Origin of the sequence: Mesorhizobium newzealandense, from assembly GCF_042682145.1 — a bacterium.
Classification (GTDB): domain Bacteria; phylum Pseudomonadota; class Alphaproteobacteria; order Rhizobiales; family Rhizobiaceae; genus Mesorhizobium; species Mesorhizobium newzealandense.
In genome coordinates this window covers 781455-806570 of the sequence record NZ_JBHUGZ010000001.1, presented here as the reverse complement: position 1 = coordinate 806570, position 25116 = coordinate 781455, and the positions used below count along the sequence as shown (strand labels likewise).

At 60.4% G+C, this 25116-nt stretch carries 16 protein-coding genes and 4 pseudogenes; 16 read left to right on the top strand and 4 right to left on the bottom strand.

Annotated features, from left to right (window positions below; all coding sequences use genetic code 11):
* Window positions 1-31: 31 nt before the first annotated feature.
* Together ACFSOZ_RS03525 and ACFSOZ_RS03520 are read right to left on the bottom strand one after the other, a co-directional pair.
* Entirely contained in the window at window positions 32-1084 is a 1053-nt protein-coding gene (locus ACFSOZ_RS03525) for an ABC transporter substrate-binding protein (RefSeq protein ID WP_379021012.1), read from the bottom strand.
* A gap of 278 nt (window positions 1085-1362) precedes the next feature.
* Window positions 1363-2801, bottom strand: a pseudogene (locus ACFSOZ_RS03520) (ISKra4 family transposase).
* A gap of 390 nt (window positions 2802-3191) precedes the next feature.
* On the opposite strand from ACFSOZ_RS03520, the gene ACFSOZ_RS03515 reads away from it, so the two are divergent.
* Window positions 3192-3935 (top strand): hypothetical protein, encoded by a 744-nt coding sequence (locus ACFSOZ_RS03515; protein WP_379093694.1) that lies wholly within the window; start codon window positions 3192-3194, stop codon window positions 3933-3935.
* A 188-nt stretch (window positions 3936-4123) separates the two neighbouring features.
* On the opposite strand, the gene ACFSOZ_RS03510 is transcribed toward ACFSOZ_RS03515, so the two are convergent.
* A complete protein-coding gene (locus ACFSOZ_RS03510) occupies window positions 4124-4744 on the bottom strand; it encodes a TetR/AcrR family transcriptional regulator (protein WP_378924497.1) in 621 nt (206 codons plus the stop codon).
* 114 nt (window positions 4745-4858) lie between these two features.
* Here ACFSOZ_RS03510 and ACFSOZ_RS03505 point away from each other — a divergent pair, with 114 nt between their 5' ends.
* From ACFSOZ_RS03505 to ACFSOZ_RS03460, 10 genes and pseudogenes are all read left to right on the top strand, one after another.
* The gene (locus ACFSOZ_RS03505; protein WP_095088731.1) at window positions 4859-5932 is read left to right on the top strand and encodes an efflux RND transporter periplasmic adaptor subunit; all 1074 of its coding nucleotides are present in this window, start codon (window positions 4859-4861) and stop codon (window positions 5930-5932) included.
* A complete protein-coding gene (locus ACFSOZ_RS03500; protein ID WP_378977034.1) occupies window positions 5929-7014 on the top strand; it encodes an efflux RND transporter periplasmic adaptor subunit in 1086 nt (361 codons plus the stop codon). The genes ACFSOZ_RS03505 and ACFSOZ_RS03500 overlap by 4 nt, the downstream gene beginning before the upstream one ends.
* Window positions 7011-10082, top strand: coding sequence for an efflux RND transporter permease subunit (locus tag ACFSOZ_RS03495; protein ID WP_378977036.1), 3072 nt, complete (start codon window positions 7011-7013; stop codon window positions 10080-10082). Before ACFSOZ_RS03500 ends, ACFSOZ_RS03495 begins: the two co-directional genes overlap by 4 nt.
* A gap of 284 nt (window positions 10083-10366) precedes the next feature.
* Window positions 10367-11078 (top strand): annotated as a pseudogene (locus tag ACFSOZ_RS03490) (IS6 family transposase).
* A gap of 55 nt (window positions 11079-11133) precedes the next feature.
* Window positions 11134-11595: pseudogene (locus ACFSOZ_RS03485) on the top strand (transposase); the annotation flags it as partial.
* Between the two features lie 296 nt (window positions 11596-11891).
* The gene (locus ACFSOZ_RS03480; RefSeq protein WP_378977038.1) at window positions 11892-13073 is read left to right on the top strand and encodes a hypothetical protein; all 1182 of its coding nucleotides are present in this window, start codon (window positions 11892-11894) and stop codon (window positions 13071-13073) included.
* Window positions 13070-14593, top strand: coding sequence for a Ulp1 family isopeptidase (locus tag ACFSOZ_RS03475; RefSeq protein WP_379093691.1), 1524 nt, complete (start codon window positions 13070-13072; stop codon window positions 14591-14593). Before ACFSOZ_RS03480 ends, ACFSOZ_RS03475 begins: the two co-directional genes overlap by 4 nt.
* A gap of 76 nt (window positions 14594-14669) precedes the next feature.
* Entirely contained in the window at window positions 14670-14978 is a 309-nt protein-coding gene (locus tag ACFSOZ_RS03470) for a hypothetical protein (RefSeq protein WP_095088717.1), read from the top strand.
* Window positions 14903-15247: a cold-shock protein gene (locus ACFSOZ_RS03465; protein ID WP_379093860.1), complete on the top strand. Its 345-nt coding sequence runs from the start codon at window positions 14903-14905 to the stop codon at window positions 15245-15247. The genes ACFSOZ_RS03470 and ACFSOZ_RS03465 overlap by 76 nt, the downstream gene beginning before the upstream one ends.
* A 437-nt stretch (window positions 15248-15684) precedes the next feature.
* Window positions 15685-16128: pseudogene (locus tag ACFSOZ_RS03460) on the top strand (CBS domain-containing protein); the annotation flags it as partial.
* A 301-nt stretch (window positions 16129-16429) separates the two neighbouring features.
* Here ACFSOZ_RS03460 and ACFSOZ_RS03455 read toward each other — a convergent pair.
* The gene (locus ACFSOZ_RS03455; protein WP_378925658.1) at window positions 16430-17071 is read right to left on the bottom strand and encodes a plasmid pRiA4b ORF-3 family protein; all 642 of its coding nucleotides are present in this window, start codon (window positions 17069-17071) and stop codon (window positions 16430-16432) included.
* Between the two features lie 713 nt (window positions 17072-17784).
* Here ACFSOZ_RS03455 and ACFSOZ_RS03450 point away from each other — a divergent pair.
* The 5 genes from ACFSOZ_RS03450 (at window position 17785) to ACFSOZ_RS03430 (ending at window position 25043) form a co-directional block, all read left to right on the top strand.
* Window positions 17785-18630, top strand: coding sequence for a hypothetical protein (locus tag ACFSOZ_RS03450; protein ID WP_379093689.1), 846 nt, complete (start codon window positions 17785-17787; stop codon window positions 18628-18630).
* A gap of 314 nt (window positions 18631-18944) precedes the next feature.
* Complete coding sequence (locus ACFSOZ_RS03445; protein ID WP_379093686.1) at window positions 18945-20522, top strand: Ulp1 family isopeptidase; 1578 nt, start codon at window positions 18945-18947, stop codon at window positions 20520-20522.
* A gap of 176 nt (window positions 20523-20698) precedes the next feature.
* A complete protein-coding gene (locus ACFSOZ_RS03440; protein WP_095088709.1) occupies window positions 20699-21415 on the top strand; it encodes a hypothetical protein in 717 nt (238 codons plus the stop codon).
* Between the two features lie 361 nt (window positions 21416-21776).
* Complete coding sequence (locus ACFSOZ_RS03435; protein WP_378977046.1) at window positions 21777-22133, top strand: IS110 family transposase; 357 nt, start codon at window positions 21777-21779, stop codon at window positions 22131-22133.
* Between the two features lie 882 nt (window positions 22134-23015).
* Window positions 23016-25043: a conjugal transfer protein TraG gene (locus ACFSOZ_RS03430; protein ID WP_378923850.1), complete on the top strand. Its 2028-nt coding sequence runs from the start codon at window positions 23016-23018 to the stop codon at window positions 25041-25043.
* Window positions 25044-25116: the final 73 nt, after the last annotated feature.

Genomic DNA, 25116 nt, shown 5'->3' with positions numbered 1-25116 from the left:
CTGCGTCATCTCCAGTCTTTAGAAACGGGCGTCATGACGCGTTCAGCGCATTTGTGGCGATCTTCTCGAAGCGCCTGTCGAAAAGATCCTCGGCCTTGATCGGGGGCCTGTTCAGTTCCCGGGCCAGGAGATCGATCGTCGCCTGCTGGCGCGCGATCACGTCGTTCCAGTCGGGCGGGATGTCGAACTGGCCGTCGGCGTCGACGAGATACTGGCCATCTTCGCTGTTGAGCCCCTGCGTGGCGACATAGTAGCCTTCGATCCACTCTTTCGGATGCTCCTCCACCCATCGGGTCGCAAGTGCCCAGTAGCGCACATACTCGCCGAGAGCGGCAGCTTTGGCCGGGTCGTCCAGCACCGACTGTGGCGCATAGAGATGGGCTGGATCGTCGCGCAAGCCATGTGGGATGGTGGTAGCGCCGTCGGCACCATACTGGTGCAGATAGTGCTTGATGAGGACGCCCCAGATCGGCGCGACATCGACTTGCTTGCTGGCAAGTGCCACCGGATAGGCATCGCCGTTGCTGGGCAGTTCGATGAGATTGACGTCCTCCTTTTTCAGGCCGGCGGCCTGCAGCACCCTCAGCACCAGCGCGCCCTGCGCCTGACCCGGGCTGAAAGCAATCCGTTTGCCGCGCAAGTCCGCGAGCGTCCTGACCTCGACGCCGGGTGCAATGCCGAGTTGATAAATCGGGTGCGCAACCGGATCCTTGCGGAACTTCGCGGCTATGATCTTGACCTTGAGCCCGGTCCAGGTCGCGTGGATGGGCGGAATGTCGGCGACCGATCCGACGTCCAGCGCATTGGCGCGAAAAGCTTCGATTGTCTGTGGACCGCCGCTGATATTGGCCCATTCGACCTTGAACGGCAGTTGATCGATCAGACCCGAGAGTTCCAGCGCCCTTTGCGTCTCGGGATCGCCGATGCGAAGCACGGTGCCCTCCGGGATTTCGGTCGGTAGTTTACCCGCGTCCGAACTACCCGCCTGAGCCCCGAAAGGCGGGGAAGAAGCGACCAAGGTCACCGCAAAAGCGGCCACGAGGGCGCCAAACCTTCTTCTCGAAAATCTCTCCACAGCTAACATCCTCGTCTTGCTCCAATTTGGAAATGGCTTCCTATTTTCGCGGTTTATTATGTCTATCAATTTTATAGACGATAAAGTATCGGATGCTGTTCTTTGCCGCCGGAGGGAAACGCTGTTCGCCTCCGATGCCCATTTGGGGGCATGCGTCGCTCGACACGCCAAGACGTCGCGACTGGCGGGTGATAGTCCCGCCCGACTCGGCCTTCCATGCCCAGACGCGGTCGACGAAAGATTTGCGCCCCATGTCGCGACGATTGGGACCGGTAACTTCTCTGGGGTTAGGCGGCGCGCAGAAGGGGCGGTTTGGGCTTGAATAATGGAGGCACGTTCGGTTCTGGCTGTCGGAACGGTGCCCGCAGCCGATCGCGAAGTTCGCCATTGATCTCCGCCGTCCTGACCTGCATGAGCATGTGCGCACCGTGGAGAGACCAGCGCATCTGCTGCTTCTTGACCATGCGTTTGCCGACAAGCGAATTCACTGCTGACTCGGCGAGGCTGGTGGCGACACGAAGCCCAGTTCGGTATCGCTTGCCATAGTTGACGATCGCGCCGCGGTTCGATCTGACATAGGTCAGGAGCTGCGAGGCGAGGCTATGAACCGTGCGATCGAGAACTCGCTGTCTCCTTGCGAATCCTTCACTCTCTCCAAGAGTTGCTCCAGGTCGCGGATCGCGCGATCGACGCGCCCATGCCACAGGCGCCACTTCACGGCTCTGATGTCCCTGTGGAGGGTTGGAAGGGGCCTGGCACCGTCCGCGCGAGATCGAACCATGTGGTCGGCGATCTGCTGCATTGGTTGGAGCTTCATGGCGATGTGGAACCAGTCGATGATATGGCTGGTCGGCCTAGGCATCGCGCGGGGCAGGCGCTTCAGGATTTCGGCGCCATCCGAGATCACGGTGACGTCGCCAAAGCCGCAATATCCTTCTTGCTGAAGCGCGTGGAGCGCTCGATCTCGGATTGCGGTTTGGTCGGTGCTGCTGGTCACGAAATAGCGGCCACCGGGTTCGCCCCGACCGCCGCGACCGCATCTGGCTACAACGAGTTCGAAGTTTCGCGCTGCATTGGGGTCGGCGCTGCGCACATGCGCTGTGTCGATGCTGATGATAAACTCTTTGCGCCGATCGCCGGGAAGCTCCATTTCGAGCTGGCGTCGATCATCAGCTTGCGCCCTTGCGCGCCGTTCTTCCTCTGCAACCTGCTCGTCCAGCCGTTCACCGATCCTGATGGTGCGCTTGCGCACGGTCGCATGCGTCTCGGTAGGCTCAATGGGCAGGAATTCGGTGAGCACTCTGGCGGCCTGCCGGTACGGCATCATGCTTCCCAGCCGCGCCGTCAGTTCCATCAGCTCGGGCGTCGCCCGATCCGGGCAGATTTCCTTCAGTGGCGCGAAAGCAACGACCATCCCTGGATGGCAATCCCCACACAGCATCCAGCGGGGATTGCGCACCTCCACCGTGCCGAACACAGTTCGGATCCGGCGCGCCGTATAGTCTTTGACCGGCCGGAACGTGTGGCAGTCCGGGCAAACCCGCCAAAACAGAGCATAGGCATTCACCTCCTGGTTTACGACCGCGCCCTGCAGCGCCGTCATGATCTTCTTGCCGTCTTCGATCGACAGGCCGATTTCGCCGTCGAACAGGCGCTCCCAGCTCTTGTCGACCCGGACCTCCCGACGACAAACGTCGCCGAACTCGCTCTTTCCCTCGATTGTAATTGTCCACTACACCGCCATCGTTGCTTCTCCGAACAAAGCGACGGTGATGAACTGCTCGGGCCTAACAATCCGTGCTCAACCCCAGAAAAATTACCGGTCTCTCGCGCGGGAGCACCAACAGAAGCGCGATCAGGTGCTTGCCGGGCTTGAGCGGGCCAGCGACAGGGTCGAGACGAGCGCTCCCACGAGCGGCAACCGGGATGTTCGCAAGACGACGGTCAGGCTTCATGACGGTCGCACGGTGAGCGAGTATGACGACCTGCAGCACGACAGCTACTACATCTCGGTGAAGACGCCCAATGGCCAGGGAGGGGGCCAGGGAGGGGGCCAGGAGAAGGCCAGGAGAAGGCCAGGAGAAGGCCAGGAGAAGGCCAGGAGAAGGCTGGCTCCGTGCGCGATGGCCAGGTGCTGCGCACGAATGTGAGCCGCAATGCCAGGACGGGCGCGGTGACGACGCGCACCGATGACGACCTTGGCAGCGGCGACGTGGTCGAGCGGACACGGCTTGCGAGCGGCGTGGAGATCGACAGGACGACGCACCGCGACGGCTCGAGCCAGACGGTTGTGACGACGGTCGACGGCAGGAAGACGACGCTTGGCGCGGGTCAGGATGCCATGGGCAAGGATAGCCCGGCAATTGCCAGGGCTGTTGAGCGGGGCGACAGCCTGGATGCGATCGCGGCGCGGCAAGGTGTTGGGCGTGAGCAGATCGAGGCCGAGCTTGCGGCTGTCGGGCTTGGGGTGCGCAGCGGCGACAAGGGAGGGGTGAAGTCGACGGAGCGGGTAGCCGCGATGCCAGACGAGATCTCGCGCAGCGATGACGCCAAGGGCAAGGTGACGATCGATGTCGTGGATGGGCAGGGGCGTCGCCGGCGCACGATCACACAAGACCTCGATGGCCACAAGCGCAAGACGGTCGAGGAGACGTTCAACGGCTATACGCTGACGACGGCCGCTGACGGCCACATGCGGCTGAGGCAGGACGCGACGGGGCGGGAGTGGACGATCAAGGCGGGGAGCGCGGGGGCCGCCCTTGCGCATACGCTGCTTGCGATCGACCCGCACAGCCGCGATGCGCGCACGGGCAAGATTGATTGTCCAGGCAGCGATCGAGACCATGCTTGGGGCCGATGAGCTTGACCGGTTGCAGCACGATGGGGTCGGAACAAGAATTGTTCCGGCAGACACGCGGCCTTTATCAACCAAAGACAGCTACGGCTGATTTGATGATGATACCCCCCGCGGGGCTTCGGCGCATTTGGCGTCCCGTGGCGGCGCGAAAGACGCTCAATCGAAAACTCAGGCTATGACCGAAACTAATCTCATCCCGCTCTAGCGGCAGCGAGACCGTGCATAACGAGATCGAGATGGGCTTCGATATACCTCGGCGTTTCGAGATCGAGACGACCGTCGTGCATCAATGTTTCGACGATCAAGGACAACGCAGGCGCAAGTATGACGCGTGCAACCGCCGCAGGCCCGTCCCGAAATTCACCCTGACGGACACCTTCGTCGATGAGCGCCTGCGTCATGGCGAGGATCGGCTCAATGAGTTCGACGTGATGCGCATTAATGAGCTGGGGAAAACGTACGCCCTCAGAAATGGCGAAGCGGAGCAATTCCCGGGTTCTGCGATCCCCCATAACGTGTTCGTAGAAAAGCAGGATCAATGACCTGAGCCGCTCGGCGTAACTTCCCGTCAGATCCTTGGCGTCGGCTAGGACGTCCTCGAACGGTACCGCGATATGCCGTGCCATGGCAGAAAACAGAATTTCCTTAGTGGGGAAGTAGACGTAGACCGTCCCCTTTGTCACACCTACCCGTGCGGCGATATCTTCCACGCGCGCCGCCGTGTAGCCTTGCTCGATAAATTCCTCAAATGCAGCATCGAGGATCTGGGCAGGCCGGAGGGCCTTCTGTTCAGCGCGCGTCAGCTTGTTCATGTTCACATTACCTAACCAAGAGATCCTATAGGGCCTAACACGTCATAATTATTTCATTGACTTTCTGGTAAGTCAACCGTAATCAGCTGGAAAAAGCGACTTGAGAGGCGAATTATGGGACAATTGACAACGGGATTTTTTTTAGGGTTTTCAATGGCATGGCTCGCGGCTTGCGCTCCTAAGGAAGAAACTCGACAGAAAGATACGCGACACGTGGAGACGGTAGCTGTTCAAGCCGTACCGGTGTCGGAAACCATTTCGACGACCGGCGAGATCCGTGCCCGAATCCAGTCCGATCTTTCATTCCGCGTCAGTGGCCGCATCATCGCGCGGTTGGTGGATGTTGGTGATCGCGTCAAGGCCGGGCAGATTCTCGCGCGCCTCGATGCGCAAGAGCAGAAGGCTGACCTCCAGGTTGCACTTGCTAACCTCCAATCTGCGGAAGCGCAGCAAACGCAGGCCCGGCAGGCATTTGACAGACAGCAGAGCCTTTTTGCCGCAGGCGTGACCAAGCGGGCTGCTCTAGATGACGCACGCGAAGCCCTTTTGACGACAAGGGCCACGGTTCAGTCGGCGCAGGCCCAGCTGGATACGGCCCGCGATACACTTGGCCAGACGGACCTCAGGGCGGATGCCAACGGAATCATTACCGCCCGCAATGCCGAAGTAGGTCAGGTGGCGCAGGCTGCCCAACTTGTTTTCACGCTCGCCCATGACGGTCCCCGAGATGCCGTGATCAATGCCGACGAGTCCGCTCTTATCGGGCGCGAGCTCGAAGACGTTGCCAAGGTCAGGCTCCTGTCGGGCAAAGACGAGTTTCGGGCCAAGGTCCGAGAGGTGTCGCCAACCATCGATACCACGACGGGGACGATCCGGGTGAAGCTCGCTCTCGAAGATGCGCCTGACGCTCCCCTGGGAAGCGCCGTGATTGCCACCGCGCGGTACAAGCCCGAGGCCGTCATCGAGTTGCCGTGGTCGGCCATGGCCTCCTATGCGGGGCGGACGGCCGTCTGGCTCGTCGATACGAAGACGAGCGTCGTCTCCCTCCATCCCGTGGAGGTCGCGGCCTATACCAGTGGACGCTTCTCCGTCCAATCTGGCTTGTCTATGGGGGACATTGTTGTTTCCAACGGTACGAAATTCCTCAGCGACGGCGACGTCGTGTCTTACGAAAGAACCGCCCGATGAAAATCGATCCTCGCCTGACCGCGCTTTTGGCGGCGGCCGCGTTGCTGTCCGCTTGCCAGAAGGAAGAGGACGCAGCATCGGTGCCCGCTCGCCCCGTCATCTTTCAGATAGCCGAACCATTCGCGCAGGCGGCATTCACTCTGCCCGGCACTGTCCAAGCCCGCATCGAGACCGAGTTTAGCTTCCGCATTTTGGGCCGCGTCATCGCCCGCAACGTCCAGGTAGGCGACCTTGTCAAGAAGGGCGACGTCCTGGCAGCCATCGATCCGGTGGCGCTCGAGCTCTCTGTCAAAAGCGCGCAGTCCGATCTCGCCAATAGTCAGGCGCACCTGGCCAACGCCCGAATCACCGAAGACCGGCAGAGAACTCTGCTCGAGAGACAAACCGGGGCGAAGGCCACCTTCGAAACTGTCGAGCAGGAGCGCAAGACCGCAGAAGCCGCGGTCGCCAAGGCCCGGGCAAATCTCGACAAGGCGAACGAACAGCTGAGCTATTCTCGCCTGCTCGCCGAGTTCGACGGCGTCGTCACCGCGACGACAGCCGAGGTGGGGCAAGTCGTCTCGCCGGGGCAGAGTGTCGCGACGGTCGCGCGACCGGAAGAGCGCGACGCGGTCGTCGATGTGCCCGAAGCCGCCGGTGACCAGTTGACGCTCGGCGCATCCTTCGACGTCGCCTTGCAACTTGATCCCCGCATTCACGCCAGGGGCGTGGTCCGCGAAATCACGCCCGAAGCGGACGACGCGACGCGTACGCGACGCACCCGGTTGACGCTGATCGATCCGCCTGAAGCACTCAGGCTCGGCTCGGTCATAGTGGCCAGATCCATGGGGGAGGCCAAGACTTTGATCCGGCTGCCCTTGTCCGCGATTCGGACCGAGGGATCGAAGGCATTCGTTTGGATCGTCAACAACACGACCGGCAAAGTCACTTCCGGCCCGGTCAGGCTTGCCGAACAAACTGTTCCAAGTGGCCCTGTCACCGTGATCGACGGGATTAACCCTGGTGACAGAATCGTCACCGCTGGCGTCAACACGCTCGAAAACGGCCAGGCCGTTCGCGTCGACCAGGAGACCATCAATTGAAACCGTTCAACCTCTCAGACTGGGCGCTCGATCACCGTTCACTCGTCTGGTATTTCATGATCGTCTTCATCCTTGCAGGCACGTTTTCCTACTTCAACCTCGGTCGCGAAGAAGACCCTGCCTTTACCATCAAGACGATGATTATCAACGCGCAGTGGCCGGGCGCGTCTGCGGAAGAAATGACCCGTCAGGTAACGGACAGGATCGAGAAGAAGCTGGAGGAGCTTGACGCGCTGGACTACACGCGAAGCGAGACGATCGCCGGCCAGACCACGGTCTACGTCGAATTGCTTCCGACCACCAAAGCAAGGGACGTGACGGGCAACTGGCTTCGCGTCCGCAACATAATCAACGACATCAAGGGCGAATTTCCCAGCGGCGTCGTCGGTCCGTTCTTCAATGACACCTTCGGCGACGTTTATGGCAACATCTATGCGTTCACATCCGACGGCCTGACGCAGCGCCAGCTTCGCGATCTGGTGGAAGACTCCAGGGCGAAGCTTCTAACGGTTCCGAATGCGGGCAAGATCGACATCATCGGGGCTCAGGATGAAGCCGTCTATCTTGAATTCTCGACGCGCAAGATCGCAGCGCTCGGCATCGACCGCCAGTCCGTCATCGAAACGCTTGAAGCCCAGAACGCTGTGGCGCAGTCCGGCTTCGTTGATGCAGGACCAGAGCGGATCGCGTTGCGCGTCAGTGGCCAATTTACGAGCGAAGAAAGCCTGAAAGCCATCAACCTCAGGGTCAACGATCGATTTTTCCCGCTGACCGACATCGCGACGATCAAGCGAGGTTATGTCGACCCGCCGGCCTCGCTCTTCCGCTTCAACGGACAACCTGCAATCGGCCTGGCAATTGGCATGACGGCGGGTGCCAATCTGACGAACTTCGGCAAGGCGCTGGACGAGGAGATGAAGCGCGTCGTGGCCGATCTTCCGATAGGCGTGAGTGTTGAACGGGTTTCCGACCAGCCGGCCGTGGTGGAAGAAGCAGTGTCCGGCTTTACCAAGGCACTGTTTGAGGCAATCGCTATCGTTTTGGCGATCAGCTTCATTAGCCTTGGGCTGCGCGCTGGGCTGGTGGTCGCGATCTCGATCCCGCTCGTACTGGCGATCACCTTCGTCGTCATGGAATATACGGGCATCTCTCTCCAGCGCATTTCGCTCGGCGCTTTGATCATCGCGTTGGGGCTCCTCGTTGACGACGCCATGATCGCCGTCGAAATGATGGTGGCGCGCCTGGAGTCAGGCGACGAGCTGCGCAAAGCCGCCACCTATGTCTATACGTCGACTGCCTTTCCGATGCTGACAGGCACGCTTGTCACCGTCGCCGGTTTTATCCCGATCGGCCTCAACAGTAGCGCAGCGGGCGAATTCACCTTCACCCTGTTCGTCGTCATTGCCGTTTCGCTCGTGGTATCCTGGGTCGTGGCCGTCCTGTTCACGCCGTTGCTGGGCGTGGCGATCCTGCCCAAGACGATGAAGTCGCACCATGAGCGCAAGGGACGCGGCGCACGGGGATTTGCCTGGCTGCTGGGAGCTGCCATGCGCTGGCGCTGGGTTACGATCATCGCCACCATCGCTGTTTTCGGCCTCTCGCTGGGCGGTCTTGGCCTTGTGCAGCAGCAGTTCTTCCCGGCGTCCGACCGCGTCGAGTTAGTCGTCGACTGGAGTATGCCCCAAAACAGCACGATTACGGAAACGAACCGCCAGATGACGGATTTCGAACGAGAGAAACTCGTCGGCAATCCCGATATCGACCATTGGACCACACATGTCGGGGAGGGCGCGCCGCGTTTCATCCTGTCTTATGACGTGCAGACCCCGGCTGTCTGGTTCGGGCAGGTCGTCATCGTGGCCAAGGACCTGGAGGCAAGGGACAGGTTGCGCACAGACCTGCAGGCTTATGTAGCGAAGACCTTTCCCGGTACCGACGCTTTTGTCAAACTCCTGGATATCGGCCCACCGGTGGGCAAGCCCGTCCAGTACCGCATCAGCGGCCCGGACATCCAGACGGTGCGTGAGCTGTCGCATCGCTTTGGAGCCATCGTCAACCGGCATCCTCTCATCGCCAACATGACCTATGACTGGAACGAGCCCTCGCGCGTCGTGAAGGTGGACGTGCTCCAGGACAAGGCTCGCCAGCTCGGCGTCTCTTCAGAGGATATCGCTAACGCACTCAACAGCATCGTCGAAGGGTCCTCGGCGACGCAGATCCGCGACAGCATCTACCTCATCGACGTGATCGGCAGGGCCCAAGACGCTGAGCGTGGCTCGATCGAGACGCTAAGAGACCTCCAGCTTCCGGGATCAAACGGCAAATCCGTACCGCTCTCCGCAGTCGCCAAGTTCCGCTATGAGCTCGAACAGCCTATGATCGCGCGAAGGGATCGCATTCCTACGGTCACGGTGAAGGCCGCGGTCACCGGGCCGACACAGCCCGCGACGATCGTGGAACAGCTCAAGCCCCAGGTCGAAAAGTTCACGAAAGCTCTTCCTGCGGGATACAAGGTCGAGATCGGCGGCTCGGTAGAATCGAGCGCCGACGCGCAGGGACCGATCGCCGCGGTCGCCCCGCTCATGCTGTTCGCCATGGCGACGATCCTGATGATCCAGCTCCAGAGCTTCAGCCGCCTGTTCCTGGTTTTCGCAGTCGCTCCGCTCGCGCTGATCGGCGTCGTGGCGGCACTCCTGCTCAGCAATGCGCCGATGGGCTTCGTAGCGATCCTCGGCGTGCTCGCACTGATCGGTATCCTGATCCGCAACTCGGTCATCCTCGTCGTCCAGATCGAGAATCTGCGAAGCGAGGGCGTGCCGCCGTGGCGTGCGGTTGTCGAGGCCACGGAACACCGCATGCGGCCGATCTTGCTGACCGCCGCGGCCGCGACGCTCGCCCTCATCCCCATCTCCCGGGAAATTTTCTGGGGGCCCATGGCCTATGCCATGATGGGCGGGATTGTGGTCGGCACGGTGTTGACGCTTCTCTTTCTCCCGGCCCTATACGTGGCCTGGTTCCGGATACCACGAGAAGATCCGGATGCCTCCCCAGATGCTGCACGTGCTTGATTAGCGAAAGGGCGCTTGCGAGCGCCCTTCTTTCTCCAGATTTACCCTAAGGCACGTCGATGCACTCCCTCCTCTCGATCTACCCGTGCAGATCACGGTACAGCCTTGTCATTCTTGCCGTCACGGTCAGCCTGATGGGATGCGCTTCTCGGCCAACATCCGCGGTGCTTGAGCCCGCGGCGATCAAGCAGGTCCAGGGCGAGAAGGATTGATTTCTTCGATCTGGGCATCGTAACATTAACCGACGGTCGATTTAGGTATGCGATGAGTGGGCATGACGACTGTTGCCCCTTGATCGACTTTATCGCCGCCACCGTTTTCCCGCTGACGTGATTGCCCATGCGGTCTGGCTTTATTTCCGGTTTCCGCTCAGCTTGCGAATGGTCGAAGATCTGCTGGCTGCCCGTGGCATCACGGTCTCCCACCAGACGGTGAAGCTGTGGGCGGAGAAATTCGGAAGGCATTTTGCCAATGACATCCGGATGCGCTCAGCCGGAAAGCTCGGCGACAAATGGCACCTCGACGAGGCCGTCATCACCACTCGGCGCGGGGAGAGAAACACTGCCTTTGGCGTGCGGTCGATCATGACGGTTTCGTTCTCGACGTTCTGGTGGAACGCCGCCGCAATGCCAAGGCTGCCAGGCGTCTGATGCGAAAGCTTCTCAAAGGTCAATGCCGCTCGCCGCGTGTGATGGTCACTTGCAAGCTTCGATCCTACAGTGCTGCCAAGCGCGATATCATGCCGGGCGTCGAGCATCGCTCACACAAGGGCTTGAACAATCGCGCTGAGAATTCTCACCAACCGGTCCGACGGCGCGAGAGGACTATGAAGCGGTTCAGGTCAGCGCGACAGCTTCAACGCTTCGTCTCCATCCACGATCCCATCGCCAACCTGTTTCACATTCCCCGCCAAAACATTCCACTGACCATCATCGCGAGCTGCGAGGAGCTGCGATGCAGATGTGGCCTCAAATCGCCCGTCTTCAGAGCACCTGATGGTAGAGACCCGCAGACGGCTCTGTGCCGGTCGTCACTAAGTTTACAATGCCACAGCGGCGACGTCGATTATGGCCACAAGCTCAATTTGACCACCGGCCGAAGCGGACTGATCCTTGACCTCGTCATCGAAGCCGGAAACCCGGCCGACAGCGAGCGGTTCTTGCCGATGCTGGAGCGCCACATCGGCATCTGGGACCAGGCGCCGCGGCAGGCGGCGGCCGACGGCGGCTATGCCAGCCGCGAAAATCTGCGCCGGGCCAAGGCCTGCGGCGTGCGCGACATGGCCTTCCACAAGAAGAGCGGCCTCAAGGTCGAAGACATGGTCAAAAGCAAGTGGGTCTATCGCAAGCTGCGCAACTTCCGCGCCGGCATCGAGGCCGGCATCTCCTGCCTCAAACGTGCCTACGGCTTGGCGCGCTGCACCTGGGGCGGGCTCGACCACTTCAAGACCTATGTCTGGTCCTCTGTGGTGGCTTACAATCTCGCACTCTTCACCCGCCTCAAACCGGTCTGACGCCACTCATCGGGTCGCGTTCAGTGGCACGCCGGCAGGCGCTGGCCGATACCCTATGCTGGCATGGCCGCACCAAATGCTCTCGCTCGCGATCTGCACGCCTCGTGCCATCCCGCGCTACCAAGAAGCACCGGTTGTGCGGCCAGAACGACCCTTCAAACCCCATGCTGCCGCAATCCAACCCGCAGGACAATCGGTTCAGCAGTACGCGGCACAGTGTCGACATTCCTCGCGCTCACTTTGGCGCGGCCATGCAAGGTTCTCCATCTGACTTGCGCAACAGGGCACTGGGTAGCATGCGCGACACAGCGTCATCGGAACCGAAGCCTGCCGCGCGCACGAAGGATAGAAAAGGCGGTGGACTGCTTTCTCGGGTTAAGTCGGGGCTTGGCAAAGTGTTTGGAGGAAGTCGCGGTGAAAAGTCGTTGGGCGGCTCAGCGTCGGATGCAGTCGATTCAGAGCTTCGTATCTACGCCTATAAGCGCACCCGTGCGTCCGAAGAGGACGCAGCCCTCATTTCCGAGTTCGTGCGCGCGTCGGCAGGAAGTTATGCTTCCGGTACCCTTCAGGGGATGGTGGAGCAACTGAGCCGGTTCAGCGAGTTCCTCAACTCTAAAAACTTGACACTGGCCGGTCTGGTTGAAAGCCCTGTTCAGTTGAAAGCCCATGCGGATGAATTTGTGAACGCGGGGGGCATCAAGCGAGTGCGTGCGGCATTGGAAGCGCTTCGGAAGTTCCGCGCCGGCGAGTTGTTGCCTCGGCCTTCTGCGCCACCTCGTCGTTCTCAGCCGCCTGCTCCTACCGGAGACCCGCTACTCATTCACCAGTTCGCGGCAGCAGCCCGGGCACTTGAGGTGCCCGACAAAACTATCAGGTCTCATACGCAGATTCTTAATAGCTTTTCCAAGTGGCTCACGGCCAACCAGAAGCCATCCCTGACGTCTCGGTTTCGAACCGAAGAAATAGCCGAGGACATCATGGCATTTGGCGAGGAGAATGACCCCAAGGGCCGCCTCTTTACGGCCCTCAATCATCTCCGAAGGATTCAGCCTGACTCGGCAGGGTTCGAAGCGCTCGGATCCGGGCCCCGCGTCATGGGGCGCCGTACTTTGAGCGCTTGTGAGAGCGACGCCGACATCATCGACGACGCGACCAACGAAGCCTTGCGTAAGCTTGGACCGGCAGCGACTGCCAAAGAGAGGGCGCCTATCCTCAAGATCACTAGCAATCAGCGCAAGCTTAGTGACTGGCTGAAAAGAGAGGGAAAGGAGAGCATAGCGAGTCGACTCAACGGCAATGAGCAGCAGAAAAAACAACTGCAGAAAGATATTTCGGAGTTCAAGCGAGCCATTGGCCAACCGTACGTCGGGTTGGGTATCAACAAGCTTCGGCACCCCAGGGCGACGAACTCCAGCACGGGCTGCATCCTTATGACGACGCCGCCAACATCATCGATGGCTTGGTCGAGGGAGAGTTGAGCAAGCTCGGATCCGGCCGGACTGCCAAGACCGTCCGCAATACTGCTTCGGGGCAACGAAAGTTCAGCGATTGGCTCCGAACAATGGGCAGGGAGAGCATCGCGAGCCGGATCAACGGCGATTGGCATCAGCGCGAATCATTGGACAGAGATTACCAGGAGTTCACGAAAGCCAACGGCAACGTTGGCATTGGCTTCAAGAGGCTTGCGCAGTATGTGCAAGTCGTCGAGGCAAACAGGGCGCTGGGTGTAGCCTTCCCTGACCAGCCGGGTCGGGAACCGCAGCTAGCCGGCGCGAGCTTATCGTGGTCGCCGCGGATGCCGTCAGACTTTGACCTAAATGAGTGGCCGACGCCGGAAGGCCCGCAGGCCGGACGACACGAAACGGCTGTGTCGAGCTCGACCCGGTCGCCGCGAGTGCCGCCCGACTCTGAGGCGAGTATGCGGCCAACCCCGGAGGGCGCGCCAGCTCGGTCGTCAGAGATCTACCGCGGCCTCCATTCTTTCGTTGATCTGCCGTCCACACCGCAGGAGACGCGTGACGACGCTCAGTCAGCGCAGGTGCCTGGTCCGGCCGCCAGTCCGCCGTTCTCCATCGGGCCATCAGGCGAGCCTCTGGAGCTCGAGGATATCGGATATCTCGTCGGCGAGGATTGGCAGCATGGCTCACAGCCGGTGCCGGACTTCCTGCTCGATGTACTGGACAACAAGATGCTGTTGCCGAGTCCGCGCATGGTTCCGCGGCCTGTCTCTATCAACGGTGAGACCTACTCTATCACGTTGGGGCCGCGAGGGCGCCGCGATGCTCAATTTATCCATCATCCTCGCCCATCCTCGGTTCCAGATGCTCAGATCGGTGCTTCGGCTACGAGTGCCTCTTCCCACGACCGCGGACGGGTGCTCGGAGCCAGAGAATGGCTCGGCGACGATCATATTCAGCGGGATTACGAGTTCGTGGCGCAGGAGTTGCGTGGGACTAATCCGGATCTCGCCGCCCGGACGCGGTTCGTGGATCCTCTGATCGCCTTTCAGCTTAACCACGGCGCCGATAGCGACGCGCTACGCGCATTCCATCGCATTGTCCATGATCGGAATGGTAACGATACAGCTGACTTCCTGTTTCTGCCAGTGAACGATGCCAGCGCTACGGATCTTGATCGCCGCGGCGACCATTGGTCGCTGCTGCTCATTGATCGCCGCGCGCGGGAAAGGCCGGTCGCCTATCACTACGACTCCTTCCGCCCGCTCCACCACACCATTGCAACAGAGCTCGCAGAACGGCTGGGCGCCAGCAGCCTGCAACCAATGGGCATGGCCCGGCAGCGGAACAGTTTTGATTGCGGCGTGTTTGTGCTGGATGCCACGCGGGAGCTGGCTCGACGGTTGGCCCAAGAACCGCGGCCACGCCGCGAGTCGCTGCACCTCGACAATCTCGTCGCCGATCGGCGGGCACTTCAGGAGCGGCTCATGGCTCAGCCGCCTGCGCGAGACCAGTCTGCTGGCCCTTCGCGAACTCGATGATTGGGCTGATCAAGTTGTTTGGAGCGGCTCTCGCCGGCAGAGAATCGGACAAGAATAGCCGCCGCGGTACCAGGACGTGACCGACGCAGATCGGCTGGATCTGTCGCAAACGCCTTTAAGGGGGAAGAACGGGCGGCTTTCGGATACACTTCACCCTGCCCTCGAACCTGTCGCGGACGATGGTCTCGGCAACGACCTTGTCGATCCCGCCACTATCACCATCGAAGCGGACAACCACGCTGAGATCGCCTTTGGCGCCCTGCAAGCTGGCCTCGATCTCACCTATGGAGCGGAGCGGTCAAGTGGTTTATTCCCGAAAAGGGCTTCGGCTTCATTGCTCCCGAGAACGGTGAAAAGGACGCCTTCGTTCGCGCTACTGCGCTGATCCGTTCAGGGCTAAGCGTGCTGATGGAGGGGCAGAAAGTGTCTTTCCAATACGGGCAAGGCAAGAACGGCCTGGAGGTTCAGAGCATTCGCCTGGTCCAGGCGGCGATAGATCGGCCTTGGCCGAAACTACCTTCATACAAAAGAAAAGCCCGCTGCCGGGAGGAGGTGGCAGCGGGCTCGATTTTCGAATACGGCGCGGGAGGAGGTGCACCGCATTCAGTATCGGCATCCATCTGGGAGGAGAGTAGATGGCCGACAGCAAGATGATACCGACGGGCCGCCGATATTGCAATGCACAATTTCGTATCGCAAATGCGAAGGTGACGACAAGCCTGCCTGACAACAAGCCTGCCTGACAACAAGCCCGATGGTTCCATCTGCCCCAGGGCGCTAGCCAGGCCGATTTGGCGTGCGGCCTCGCCGCGGCCGCCGCCGCATGAAGCGGGTTGCTTGCCAAACCGATCCGAAAACCCGCGTAACCTGCTGTAAAGACCGGTTCGGCCGAGCCGAACCGCACCGATCCGTTTGGCGGCATCGCGAAATATTATTTTCCCGAAGCTGCGGGTTCTTGGATCCGGTTGGATTCCCAATTCAACGGTATGGCGGGATTGCAGGCAATCGCGCCTGACTGACGCGTTCCACATCAAGTCTGAGGTTTTCAGGCATCCCATGGCCTTCCACCTTTTTGTCCCCATCCTTGCCGGCGCGACGATCTCGAGCGGCTGCTGCGGCAGGTCGAGTTGCAGGCGACGGTGCGCTCACACCGGACCTTGCTGTGCGAGGACATCATGTCGCGCGATGTGACCAGGCGCGGTATTTGCTGCTTGATTACAACATCCGGTCGCTACCGGTCGTCGATCTGGAAGCGAGGCTGGTCGGCGCCGGGCGGGCTCAGGGAGCTGGCACGAGCGGCGGACGCTGTAATAAGCGTGACGTCGCCGGCGGCGACCGCTACGGCAAGCGCACCCGCGATGAGCCTGCTGCCGGTGCTCACCGACGGTCGCAGCCACGCCGCCATCATCGTCGATGACGACAGGCGCATCCTCGGCCTGATCACGCAGACCGACCTGCTGGCTGCAACCGCGCCCGCGCGGGCTGCAGACCAGCCGCAAGGTGCAGACAAGCCATTGGCGGCAGCGCTACAATAGTCGCCACCCCGAAAAAAATGTTCGGGAAGCTTTCCCGGCAAGCCTGTCCAATGTTCGACCGGGTTTCGATCCGGAGCCTATATTTGTTTAGGCGACATTGCCCGCCGCCCGCTTCCGGCGACATACAGCTTGTCCGCGGAGGCCGAGGACATTGTGCAGGAGGGTCTATGCCAGGGACCTTTCGTCCATATCAATCCCGTTCGCGGCGAGCCTCGCTCGTGCCCATTGTCGAGTCGAGCAGGCGGAAATGTCGGCTGCTCGATGGGCTGAACTCCTCCCAAGCAGACCGGGCTTTCTCAACTTACCGGTCGCGCTCGCCGGCCCTACGTTTGGATTTTGGCTGGTGAAGGCGTCGCCGGACGTTCGGCTTGAGCGCGTTCCTGACGTCCTTGTCGGCGACCGTCAGATCGAACCATTGAGGATCGAAATGGCCACCGCACCACCGCCTCATGTCGCGATGCTCGGGATCTTCCCGGTCGGCCATGATGGCCAGGAAATTCTCAAAACCGCCGATGCCGCCGACATCTTCCGGTGGCCTGGCGTGGGCGCCGTCGATGCAAGCCGCTGTCCTCGGAATCGGATCGAGGGTGAGGAATTTCTCGATGGTGACTAGATGCTCCCAGTGATCGCCGAAGTCGTAGAGATAGATGAATGAGAGGCCTGGATGGTGCTCGAAATCAAGAAGCCGGACCTCATTTTCATCGAAGGAACGGGATCCGCCTTCATATTCCATCTCGCCAAGCTGTTCGGGATCGCCATAGGACAAACCGCCAACCCGAAACTCATGCAGGTGGTAGTTCCACCAGTTGAAGGCGGCCTGGATGACGAGATGCAATTGTCCAAGATGCCAGTTCCACGGAACGACCACGCGTCGCCAAACCGCCGGCTCGATGCCGGCGAGCTCGATCCTGATTTGTAGCGCATTGGGTTCCTGGAAAAGCATGACGTTACTTGGAACTGTTTTGCCTCAAAATTGTCAACCTCGGTGTCGCGCCACTTTCGAACGCAGTGTCGAAGTGCGTCCGACCGCGGTGAAGAGCAGTTCGACACGCTTGGCCAGATTGCGCATCTCCTCTGGTACCCGGCAAATAGAGCATCGGCGTCGCTGGTTCGCGCCGCGACGCAAATCGCCCGACGCGACCAGCGGCACGCGCTTATCGGCGACCCCAGCCGCAGCACCGACCGCAGGTTCGGCGAGGCGAACGGACCCTCCTACCCGTTCTCCCGATGCAAGGTCCCCCGGCTTGCGAGACGTCGTTTCACTATAGACGGCGCACGCGGTCCGGTATCCGCTGCATCTCGCTTTCGCGCAGCGCGGCCGCGACCTCAACCGGCATGCCGTGCTGGGGATCGGTTTCGTGTCCGGCCGGGTCCCAGAGGTGGTCCCCCACAAACTTCAGCGCCAGGCTTTTCGAGGCCGGCCACGGGAAAGAGGCACCGGTCGCGGCCGGCGCCTAGGCCTCAAGGGTTCTCTTCGAATTCACAGAACGCCTACGTCAGGTCAAAGTCAGCTAGGCTGCGTATCGTTGCTGCAGGGCTTACCAGACCGCACTCAATGAGCCTCTCAGGAGTGAGAATCGTTATGTATGGTCGAATTGGTGGCTCTCTGCGCAGACTTGCGAGCAGCCCATATTTCATTTTCAAATGGAGAGCGGTATGGATGGTTCGCAGTTCAATCCTCGGCAGTTGAATCCGTTTGCATCAGGCTTCGCGCAGCAGAATACCGAGATGCCGGTAGGGCAACAGGCGGACGACTCGAGCCGGCAAGCGAGCTTTGAGCAGCAGCTGAGCCAGTTACAGCCCCCTTCGTCTGAGGAGGGCGGTGGAGGGATCCAGAGCGCGGGCTTGCGGGATAACCCGTTCAGTGGCCCGGAGGCGGCGCAAGGACCGGGTCCATGGCGCAATAGCGGTAGACAGCAACCGGAGTTTGCGGTGAATAAAGAGGTCCGCGTGGGCGCAAAGCGCGAACGCTTTGGGCCCTTTGCCGAGGACAAGGAGCTTGTTTCCACCTTCAAGAAAGCAGCCCGCGAAGCGCAGACGCACGAGAGGACTGTCAAGAGATTGGTAGGTGATCTGCACCATTTAAGCGGCTGGCTGTTCCAGGAAAATCGGGGCCCTATAACCGGCCGGTTTGACCGCGATTCGCCTGGCCATGCTTCTTTTGTCGCCGATGTGCGGGACTATCTGAAGGATGGTGGCCGCTTTGCTGTCGTTGCGCAGCTGAACAAGGTTGCCCCCGGGAGCCTTCCTTCACGAGACCAGCTAATTGGGGAGCTCCCTGCCGAAGACGCCGATCTCTTGGCAAGGTTCCGGGTAGGCGCCGAGCAGCGCAATGCCGCCAAAGGGGACATCAAAAACAGTCTTTCCAGATTTAGGGTGTTTGCTCGGTGGCTCCAAGCAAACGATAGGGACCCTCTAGCTTCTCTGTTGCGAGGCGGTTCGCTAGACAATGAAATTTCGGAGTACAGAAGCCTGGGGGGGAGACCCTCAGAATCGCCTTAAATGCGCTCTGGCTAATCTCCCGCGGCTCTTGCCTGGGGGTGAAGAAGCCGAAGCGCCCGGATCCGAACCCCGTGGCATTGGGCGGCCCCGTCACCTGGCTCCTTATCCCGAAGACGGCCCCCTCATTGATGGTGCGCTCGGCCAAGCCTTGAACGATCTTAGGACCCCGACTGCGGCGCAGAGGCAGTTTGCCCAGAAGCGGGCTACACGTCTTCGTGCGCTGAGTGAGTGGCTTCAAAAAACGGGCAGGGGGGGGGAGCATAGCTGGTCGACTTAACGGCTCTAACAATGAGCAGTTAACGCTGCGGAACGATGTGGAAGCGTTCAAACTGACTGGAAGCAGAGTACACGCTCCCGATTTGTCGCATCTTCGGAGCTACTTAAAACTCGTCGAGGCGAACCAAGGGTTGGGGCTGCAATCACATGAGCAGTCGGCTTTGCCAGCCGCGCAGACAGCTCGGCAGACCGGCGCGCTGAAGGAGCTCGCCTCGCTGCCCGCTACCCCGAGCGAGGGAGCTCGGGCCTTCTGGAGCCAGGCGATGCAAGAACCCCCGTCATCATCAACTGCCATGGCTCCCTCAGACGTCTTCCGTGAGGTCGCGGGGCGCGACGATGCTCACTTTCCGCCAGCGCACTCTGCCAGGGCCCGTTCAGACACCTACGGCGGTCTTGAGTCAATCGTTGATCTGAATGCGCCCACGCCATCCGAATTGCGCGACGATGCTCACTTTGCGCCAGCGCACTCTGCCAGGGCCCGCTCAGACACCTACGGGGGTCTTGAGTCAATCGTTGATCTGAATGCGCCCACGCCATCCGAATTGCGCGACGATGCTCACTTCGCGCCAGCGCACTCTGCCAAGGCTCGCTCAGACACCTACGGGGGTCTTGAGTCAATCGTTGATCTGAATGCGCCCACGCCATCCGAATTGCGCGACGATGCTCACTTCGCGCACTCTGCCAAGGCTCGCTCAGACACCTACGGGGGTCTTGAGTCAATCGTTGATCTGAATGCGCCCACGCCATCCGAATTGCGCGACGATGCTCACTTCGCGCACTCTGCCAAGGCTCGCTCAGACACCTACGGGGGTCTTGAATCAATCGTTGATCTGAATGCGCCCACGCCATCCGAATTGCGCGACGATGCTCACTTTGCGCCAGCGCACTCTGCCAAGGCCCGCTCAGACACCTACGGCGGTCTTCCATTGGTTGATCTGACAAGGCCCACGCCATCCGGATTACGCGACGAGGTTAATTCTGTGCGGGCATTCTCGACCACCTCCTCCGATGCTCAGATCGGGGCTTTGGATCCGAAAGCCTCGTCCCACGACCGCGGGCTGGTGCTCGGGGACACGCAATGGCTGGGCGACAGGCATATCCTCACGGATTACCAGCTCCTGGCGCAGGAGTTGCAGGGGACCAATCCGAGTCTCGCCGCCCGGACGCGGTTCGTGGATCCCCTCGTAGCCTTTCAGCTGAACTGGGGCGACTCGCTAAGTACATTCCACAGTATCGTCCATAATCGGCAGGGTAACGATACAGCCGACTTCCTGTTCCTGCCAGTGAATAATGCCCATGTTTCGGATCCTAATCAACGCGGCAGCCATTGGTCGCTGCTGTTCGTTGATCGCAGCGACCGGCAAAAGCCGGTCGCCTATCACTACGACTCCGCGCAAGGATACAACGCCCGGCCTGCAGAACAGCTCGCAGGACGGCTGGGCGCCCGCCTGGAGTCACCCCTCATGGCCCAGCAGCAGAACAGCTATGATTGCGGCGTCTTTGTCGTGGACGGTATGCGTGAGCTGGTTAGGCGATTGGCGCAAGGAGGGCATTCTATCCACCTGGACCAGCTCGTCGCCGATCGGCAGGCACTGCAAAACCGACTCAGGAGTTGATGTCGGCTTCTGCTGATAGAGCTGGCTGAGGCGACTCTCGCCGACACCAGCCAGCGAAGGACACGCGCGAATGCGAGCTTGAGAAGTTGCATGCTCAGATCGGCCAGCTGACGATCGAGCGTGATCTTAGACTAGCCCCGACCTGTACAGTCTGTTTTACAGAGGATTTCATAGCCATGTTCTTCCGGTCCTTGTTACTCGTCCGCCTCCTCGCCTTTGGCAGCTCAGCCGCCATCGTGCCGGGCACGCAAACTACCATGGCGCAGAATCTGTCCACTCCGTCGCCATGGCCGGACACGCCGACATCACGACTGGAAGCTCTTGCAGTCCTTCAAGCCCTGAATGCCGATCTCCTCAGCAATGCCAGTGCTACGCTGACACTTGATCGCTGGTGCGCAACACACAAGCTGGCGCCGGAAGGCTCGAAGATCGTGGCTCATCGTGTACATGGTCAAGACAAGCCGGCGGATGTCCATATCCGTAAGCTACTTGCCGTAGGCTCGGACGAACCCATAGCCTATCGGCGCGTTCGTCTGGCCTGCGGCGAGCACGTCCTGTCCGAGGCGGACAACTGGTACGTGCCGGCAAGGCTGACGGCCGAGATGAACAAGGCGCTCGATACGAGCGATATAGCATTCGGTCGAGCCGTTCAGGCTCTAAATTTCAGTCGCACGAACCTATCGGCGAAGCTGCTTTGGTCCCCTCTCTCGAAAGGATGGGAAATGCAAACCAGCCTGCCGGCTTCCGGTACTGGATCTCTTGTCCCTCCCCCTTTCCTTCTCGAACATCACGCCGTGCTCAAACTACCGGATGGCGTGCCATTCAGTGCATTGATCGAAAGCTATACCAGCCGCGTGCTGGATTTCCCGGCTCCGCGTCCGTCTTCGCAATAGGCACTCTCCTGCTGCGAACATGAGCCGTCGGTCGGGCACTGCCCGGAAATAAAAAGCCATGTAGTTCGAGCGATCTGAACGCGTATAGAGGTTGTTTCAGCACGGTGGAGACTGGCCACTATCCCGGATAGCTTGATCTCCGGCCGCCGCGTCGCCCGCGAACCCACTATTACATCCCATACACGAGGTTGCTGCTCCCATCGGCGGAATGAGGCCATCTGCCCTGGTTTGTCGAAGACCTAAGGAGAGCAGCGATGGAATATTACGTTGGAGTGGACGTCAGTCTCAAGAGCACGCACATCTGCATTATGGTCAGGATCGACAGGTGGTGTGGCGCGGGAGCGCGGACACGCAGCCGTCAATGATCGCGGAGCGGCTGAAAAGATGGAACGGTCATCTTGCGAAAGTCGGCCTTGAGACAGGCTCGATGACGCCTTGGCTCTACCACGAGCTGAAGGATCTGGGTTTTCCGGTCATCTGCATGGATGCGCGGCGTGCTGCAGATGCCCTGAAGGCGCGGCCTGAGAAGACGGACAAGGCGGATGCGCAGGCGCTTGCCGAGATACTGGCAAGCGGTTTGTATTCTGCGGTGCATGTGAAGACCATGGAAAGCCACCGGCTGAAGGCGTTGCTTGGCGCGCGTGAGCAACTGGTCAATGTCAAGCGCCAGCTTTACGGGCAGGTCCGTGGGCTCCTGCGCAACAGCAGCCAAATGTAGAGAACGCAGCAGCGAAATGTAGAGAACCATTGGTCATAATGATTGACCGACATGCAAAATCGCCGCGCGGGTGGTCGAGATGAAAACCCAGATCCGCCTGCACCTGCCGACCTCCTGCCCCGACCAGCGCATCCTGCGCATCGTCCTCAATCGCATTGCGCGGCTCGTGACATAGCCGACGGGGCGCAGACGTCCCGAAACAAACCCGCCGACCGCAACCTGCAAACCCAGCCCTCCATCACGACGGATCATCGCCGGCGCCTGACGAGGGTTGTCAAAACGCACCGAAACGGCGACCTGATCACCGCCTCAGGCCGCCAAAAGCTCATCGCCGTGCATCAAGGCGGCTAGCATTCGGTGGTTTTTGAAAGCAGCCCGTCTTGATTGACGGTCTTTCGGCAATTCCGGATCACGGTCCGATCCTCTGATCCCAGATTTGTCGGGTGCTACGTCGGGCATGACCGTCCCTCGAAGGGGCCCCCGGGCAGGCTCCCCGCGCCTCGTGGCCTCTTTTTTGCTGTCGCCTCTGCAAGCGTGAATCAACCCGGATCATTCGACCGGGTTGGCCGAACCTTGGCGCCTTCGGGAAATTGTCTTGCGCCGTACAGAGAGCGCAGCCCTTGTAGTTGGCCAGGGTCTGCAGAAAATCTAGCAGAAGGTGCTGTTTCAGTTCGTCCGGGATACCTCCGGACGCGTCGAATCCGAGAGCATAGCACCGGCCTTATGTCTTATCGATTGAACAGCGGCGCGTTCCCGCGTTTCAAATCTGAGCAATACCCAATGATTGCCCCATCGCACCTCGTCGTGCGTACGGTGGGTTTTACTCCCTGTGCTTTGGCCAGATGCTTGATCCGCCTGTCCAGAACAGCGGAGCAAAAGCCAATGACACCGACGAAGCTGCTGATTGGCCAGATCGTGGTTGTGTTTGCCATCGCAGTCCTCGGCGTATGGACGGCAACACAATGGTGCGCCCACATGCTGGGCCATCAGCCGCAACTCGGCGCCCCATGGTTTGTCGCGGCCGGCTGGGCAATCTATAAGCCGTGGAAACTTTTCGAATGGTGGTTCCATTTCGACGCTTACGCGCCAGAGGTCTTCGACAAGGCGGGCGCACTTGCCGGCGCCAGTGGCTTCCTAAGCTGTGGCGCTGCTATGGCCGGTTCACTTTGGCGTGCGCGGCAGCGTGGAGCGGTCACTACCTACGGCTCTTCACGATGGGCCGAAAAGTGGGAGATTGAGAAGGAGGGGCTATTCAGGACGGCCGGCGTTTTCCTTGGCAAATTGAAGGACCAGTATCTGCGCCATGACGGCCCAGAGCATGTCATGGCGTTTGCGCCAACACGTTCCGGCAAGGGTGTCGGGCTGGTTCTGCCAACCCTCCTTTCCTGGACCGGCTCGGCCGTCATTCACGACATCAAAGGTGAAAACTGGCAGCTGACCTCCGGCTGGCGCTCGAAGTTTTCACATTGCCTTTTGTTCAATCCTACCGATTCAAGGTCGGCGCGCTACAACCCGCTGCTAGAGGTACGCCAGGGCCTAGACGAGGTCCGCGACGTCCAGAACATCGCCGACATCCTCGTCGATCCGGAAGGCGCGCTGGAGCGGCGAAACCATTGGGAAAAGACCAGCCACTCACTGCTGGTCGGCGCCATCTTGCACGTGCTCTACGCCGAAGAGGAAAAGACGCTAGCCCGTGTCGCTACCTTCCTCTCGGACCCACAGCGCTCGTTTGCTGCAACGCTGCAACGGATGATGACCACCAACCATCTCGGAGCTAGTGAAAAGCCTCAGGTCCATCCTGTCGTGGCCTCGGCGGCTCGTGAGGTGCTGAACAAGTCAGAGAATGAGCGTTCAGGCGTTCTCTCGACCGCCATGTCATTTCTCGGGCTCTATCGCGATCCGACCGTAGCTGCGGCAACATCGGCTTGCGACTGGCGCATTGCTGACCTCATGGATGCAGAGCGACCAATGTCGCTTTATCTGGTCGTGCCGCCATCGGACATCTCACGTACCAAGCCGCTGGTGCGACTGGTGCTCAATCAGATCGGCCGGCGGCTCACCGAGCGGCTGGAGGGCGATCCAAAGAAGAGCCGCAAACATCAACTGCTCATGATGCTCGACGAATTTCCGGCGCTCGGACGGCTCGATTTTTTCGAGACTGCGCTCGCCTTCATGGCCGGCTACGGCATTCGCGCCTATTTGATCGCGCAATCCTTGAACCAGATTTCAAAAGCCTACGGCGAGAACAACGCCATTCTCGACAACTGTCATGTGCGGATTGCCTTTTCGTCCAATGACGAGCGCACGGCAAAACGCATCTCCGATGCGCTCGGCACGGCGACGGAGCTCAGATCCATGCGCAACTATGCCGGCCATAGGCTGGCGCCCTGGCTTTCCCACGTCATGGTCAGCCGCCAGGAAACGGCACGACCTCTGCTGACGCCCGGGGAGGTAATGCAGTTGCCGCCGTCTGACGAACTGGTGTTGGTTTCAGGGCTGCCGCCGATCCGTGCCAAGAAGTTGCGCTATTACCAGGATCAGAATTTCACCGAACGGTTGCTGCCTTCGCCACTGCTTCGGGACGGTCCTTACGCTGATTGCCCTGCGTCGCGTCTGGATGATTGGAGCGGACAGGTGTGCGGCGTTGATCGCCGTCTTGTTCCCGGCGACGAAAGCGGCGTGGCAACCGAAAACGACGGCGGTGTTCAGCAGCAGCGTCATCCAGGTCTGCCCGATGAACACCCCGTCGTCTCTCAGCAGCCGGATCAGGACGATCTCTTCAAGCCCACCGACGATGACAGCGAGGCGCTCCCCGACAAGCTCGTTATGGACCGGATTTCCACTGCCGCGCGTGCCTACGGCATCAACGAGGGAAGGGGCGACGACAAGGACATCGTGCCCGGCTTCTGAACCCCGCTTCGAGTTGGGCGCACCTCAGCGTAGATAACGGCCATACGCGATTTCGGGCACCTCGACGATGCTT

Coding starts and splice junctions, on each gene's coding strand:
- ACFSOZ_RS03525 (WP_379021012.1), bottom strand. CDS start 1,084: ATGTTAGCTGTGGAGAGATTTTCGAGAAGAAGGTTTGGCGCCCTCGTG.
- ACFSOZ_RS03510 (WP_378924497.1), bottom strand. CDS start 4,744: ATGAACAAGCTGACGCGCGCTGAACAGAAGGCCCTCCGGCCTGCCCAG.
- ACFSOZ_RS03505 (WP_095088731.1), top strand. CDS start 4,859: ATGGGACAATTGACAACGGGATTTTTTTTAGGGTTTTCAATGGCATGG.
- ACFSOZ_RS03500 (WP_378977034.1), top strand. CDS start 5,929: ATGAAAATCGATCCTCGCCTGACCGCGCTTTTGGCGGCGGCCGCGTTG.
- ACFSOZ_RS03480 (WP_378977038.1), top strand. CDS start 11,892: ATGCGCGACACAGCGTCATCGGAACCGAAGCCTGCCGCGCGCACGAAG.
- ACFSOZ_RS03455 (WP_378925658.1), bottom strand. CDS start 17,071: ATGCTTTTCCAGGAACCCAATGCGCTACAAATCAGGATCGAGCTCGCC.
- ACFSOZ_RS03450 (WP_379093689.1), top strand. CDS start 17,785: ATGGATGGTTCGCAGTTCAATCCTCGGCAGTTGAATCCGTTTGCATCA.
- ACFSOZ_RS03440 (WP_095088709.1), top strand. CDS start 20,699: ATGTTCTTCCGGTCCTTGTTACTCGTCCGCCTCCTCGCCTTTGGCAGC.
- ACFSOZ_RS03435 (WP_378977046.1), top strand. CDS start 21,777: ATGATCGCGGAGCGGCTGAAAAGATGGAACGGTCATCTTGCGAAAGTC.
- ACFSOZ_RS03430 (WP_378923850.1), top strand. CDS start 23,016: ATGACACCGACGAAGCTGCTGATTGGCCAGATCGTGGTTGTGTTTGCC.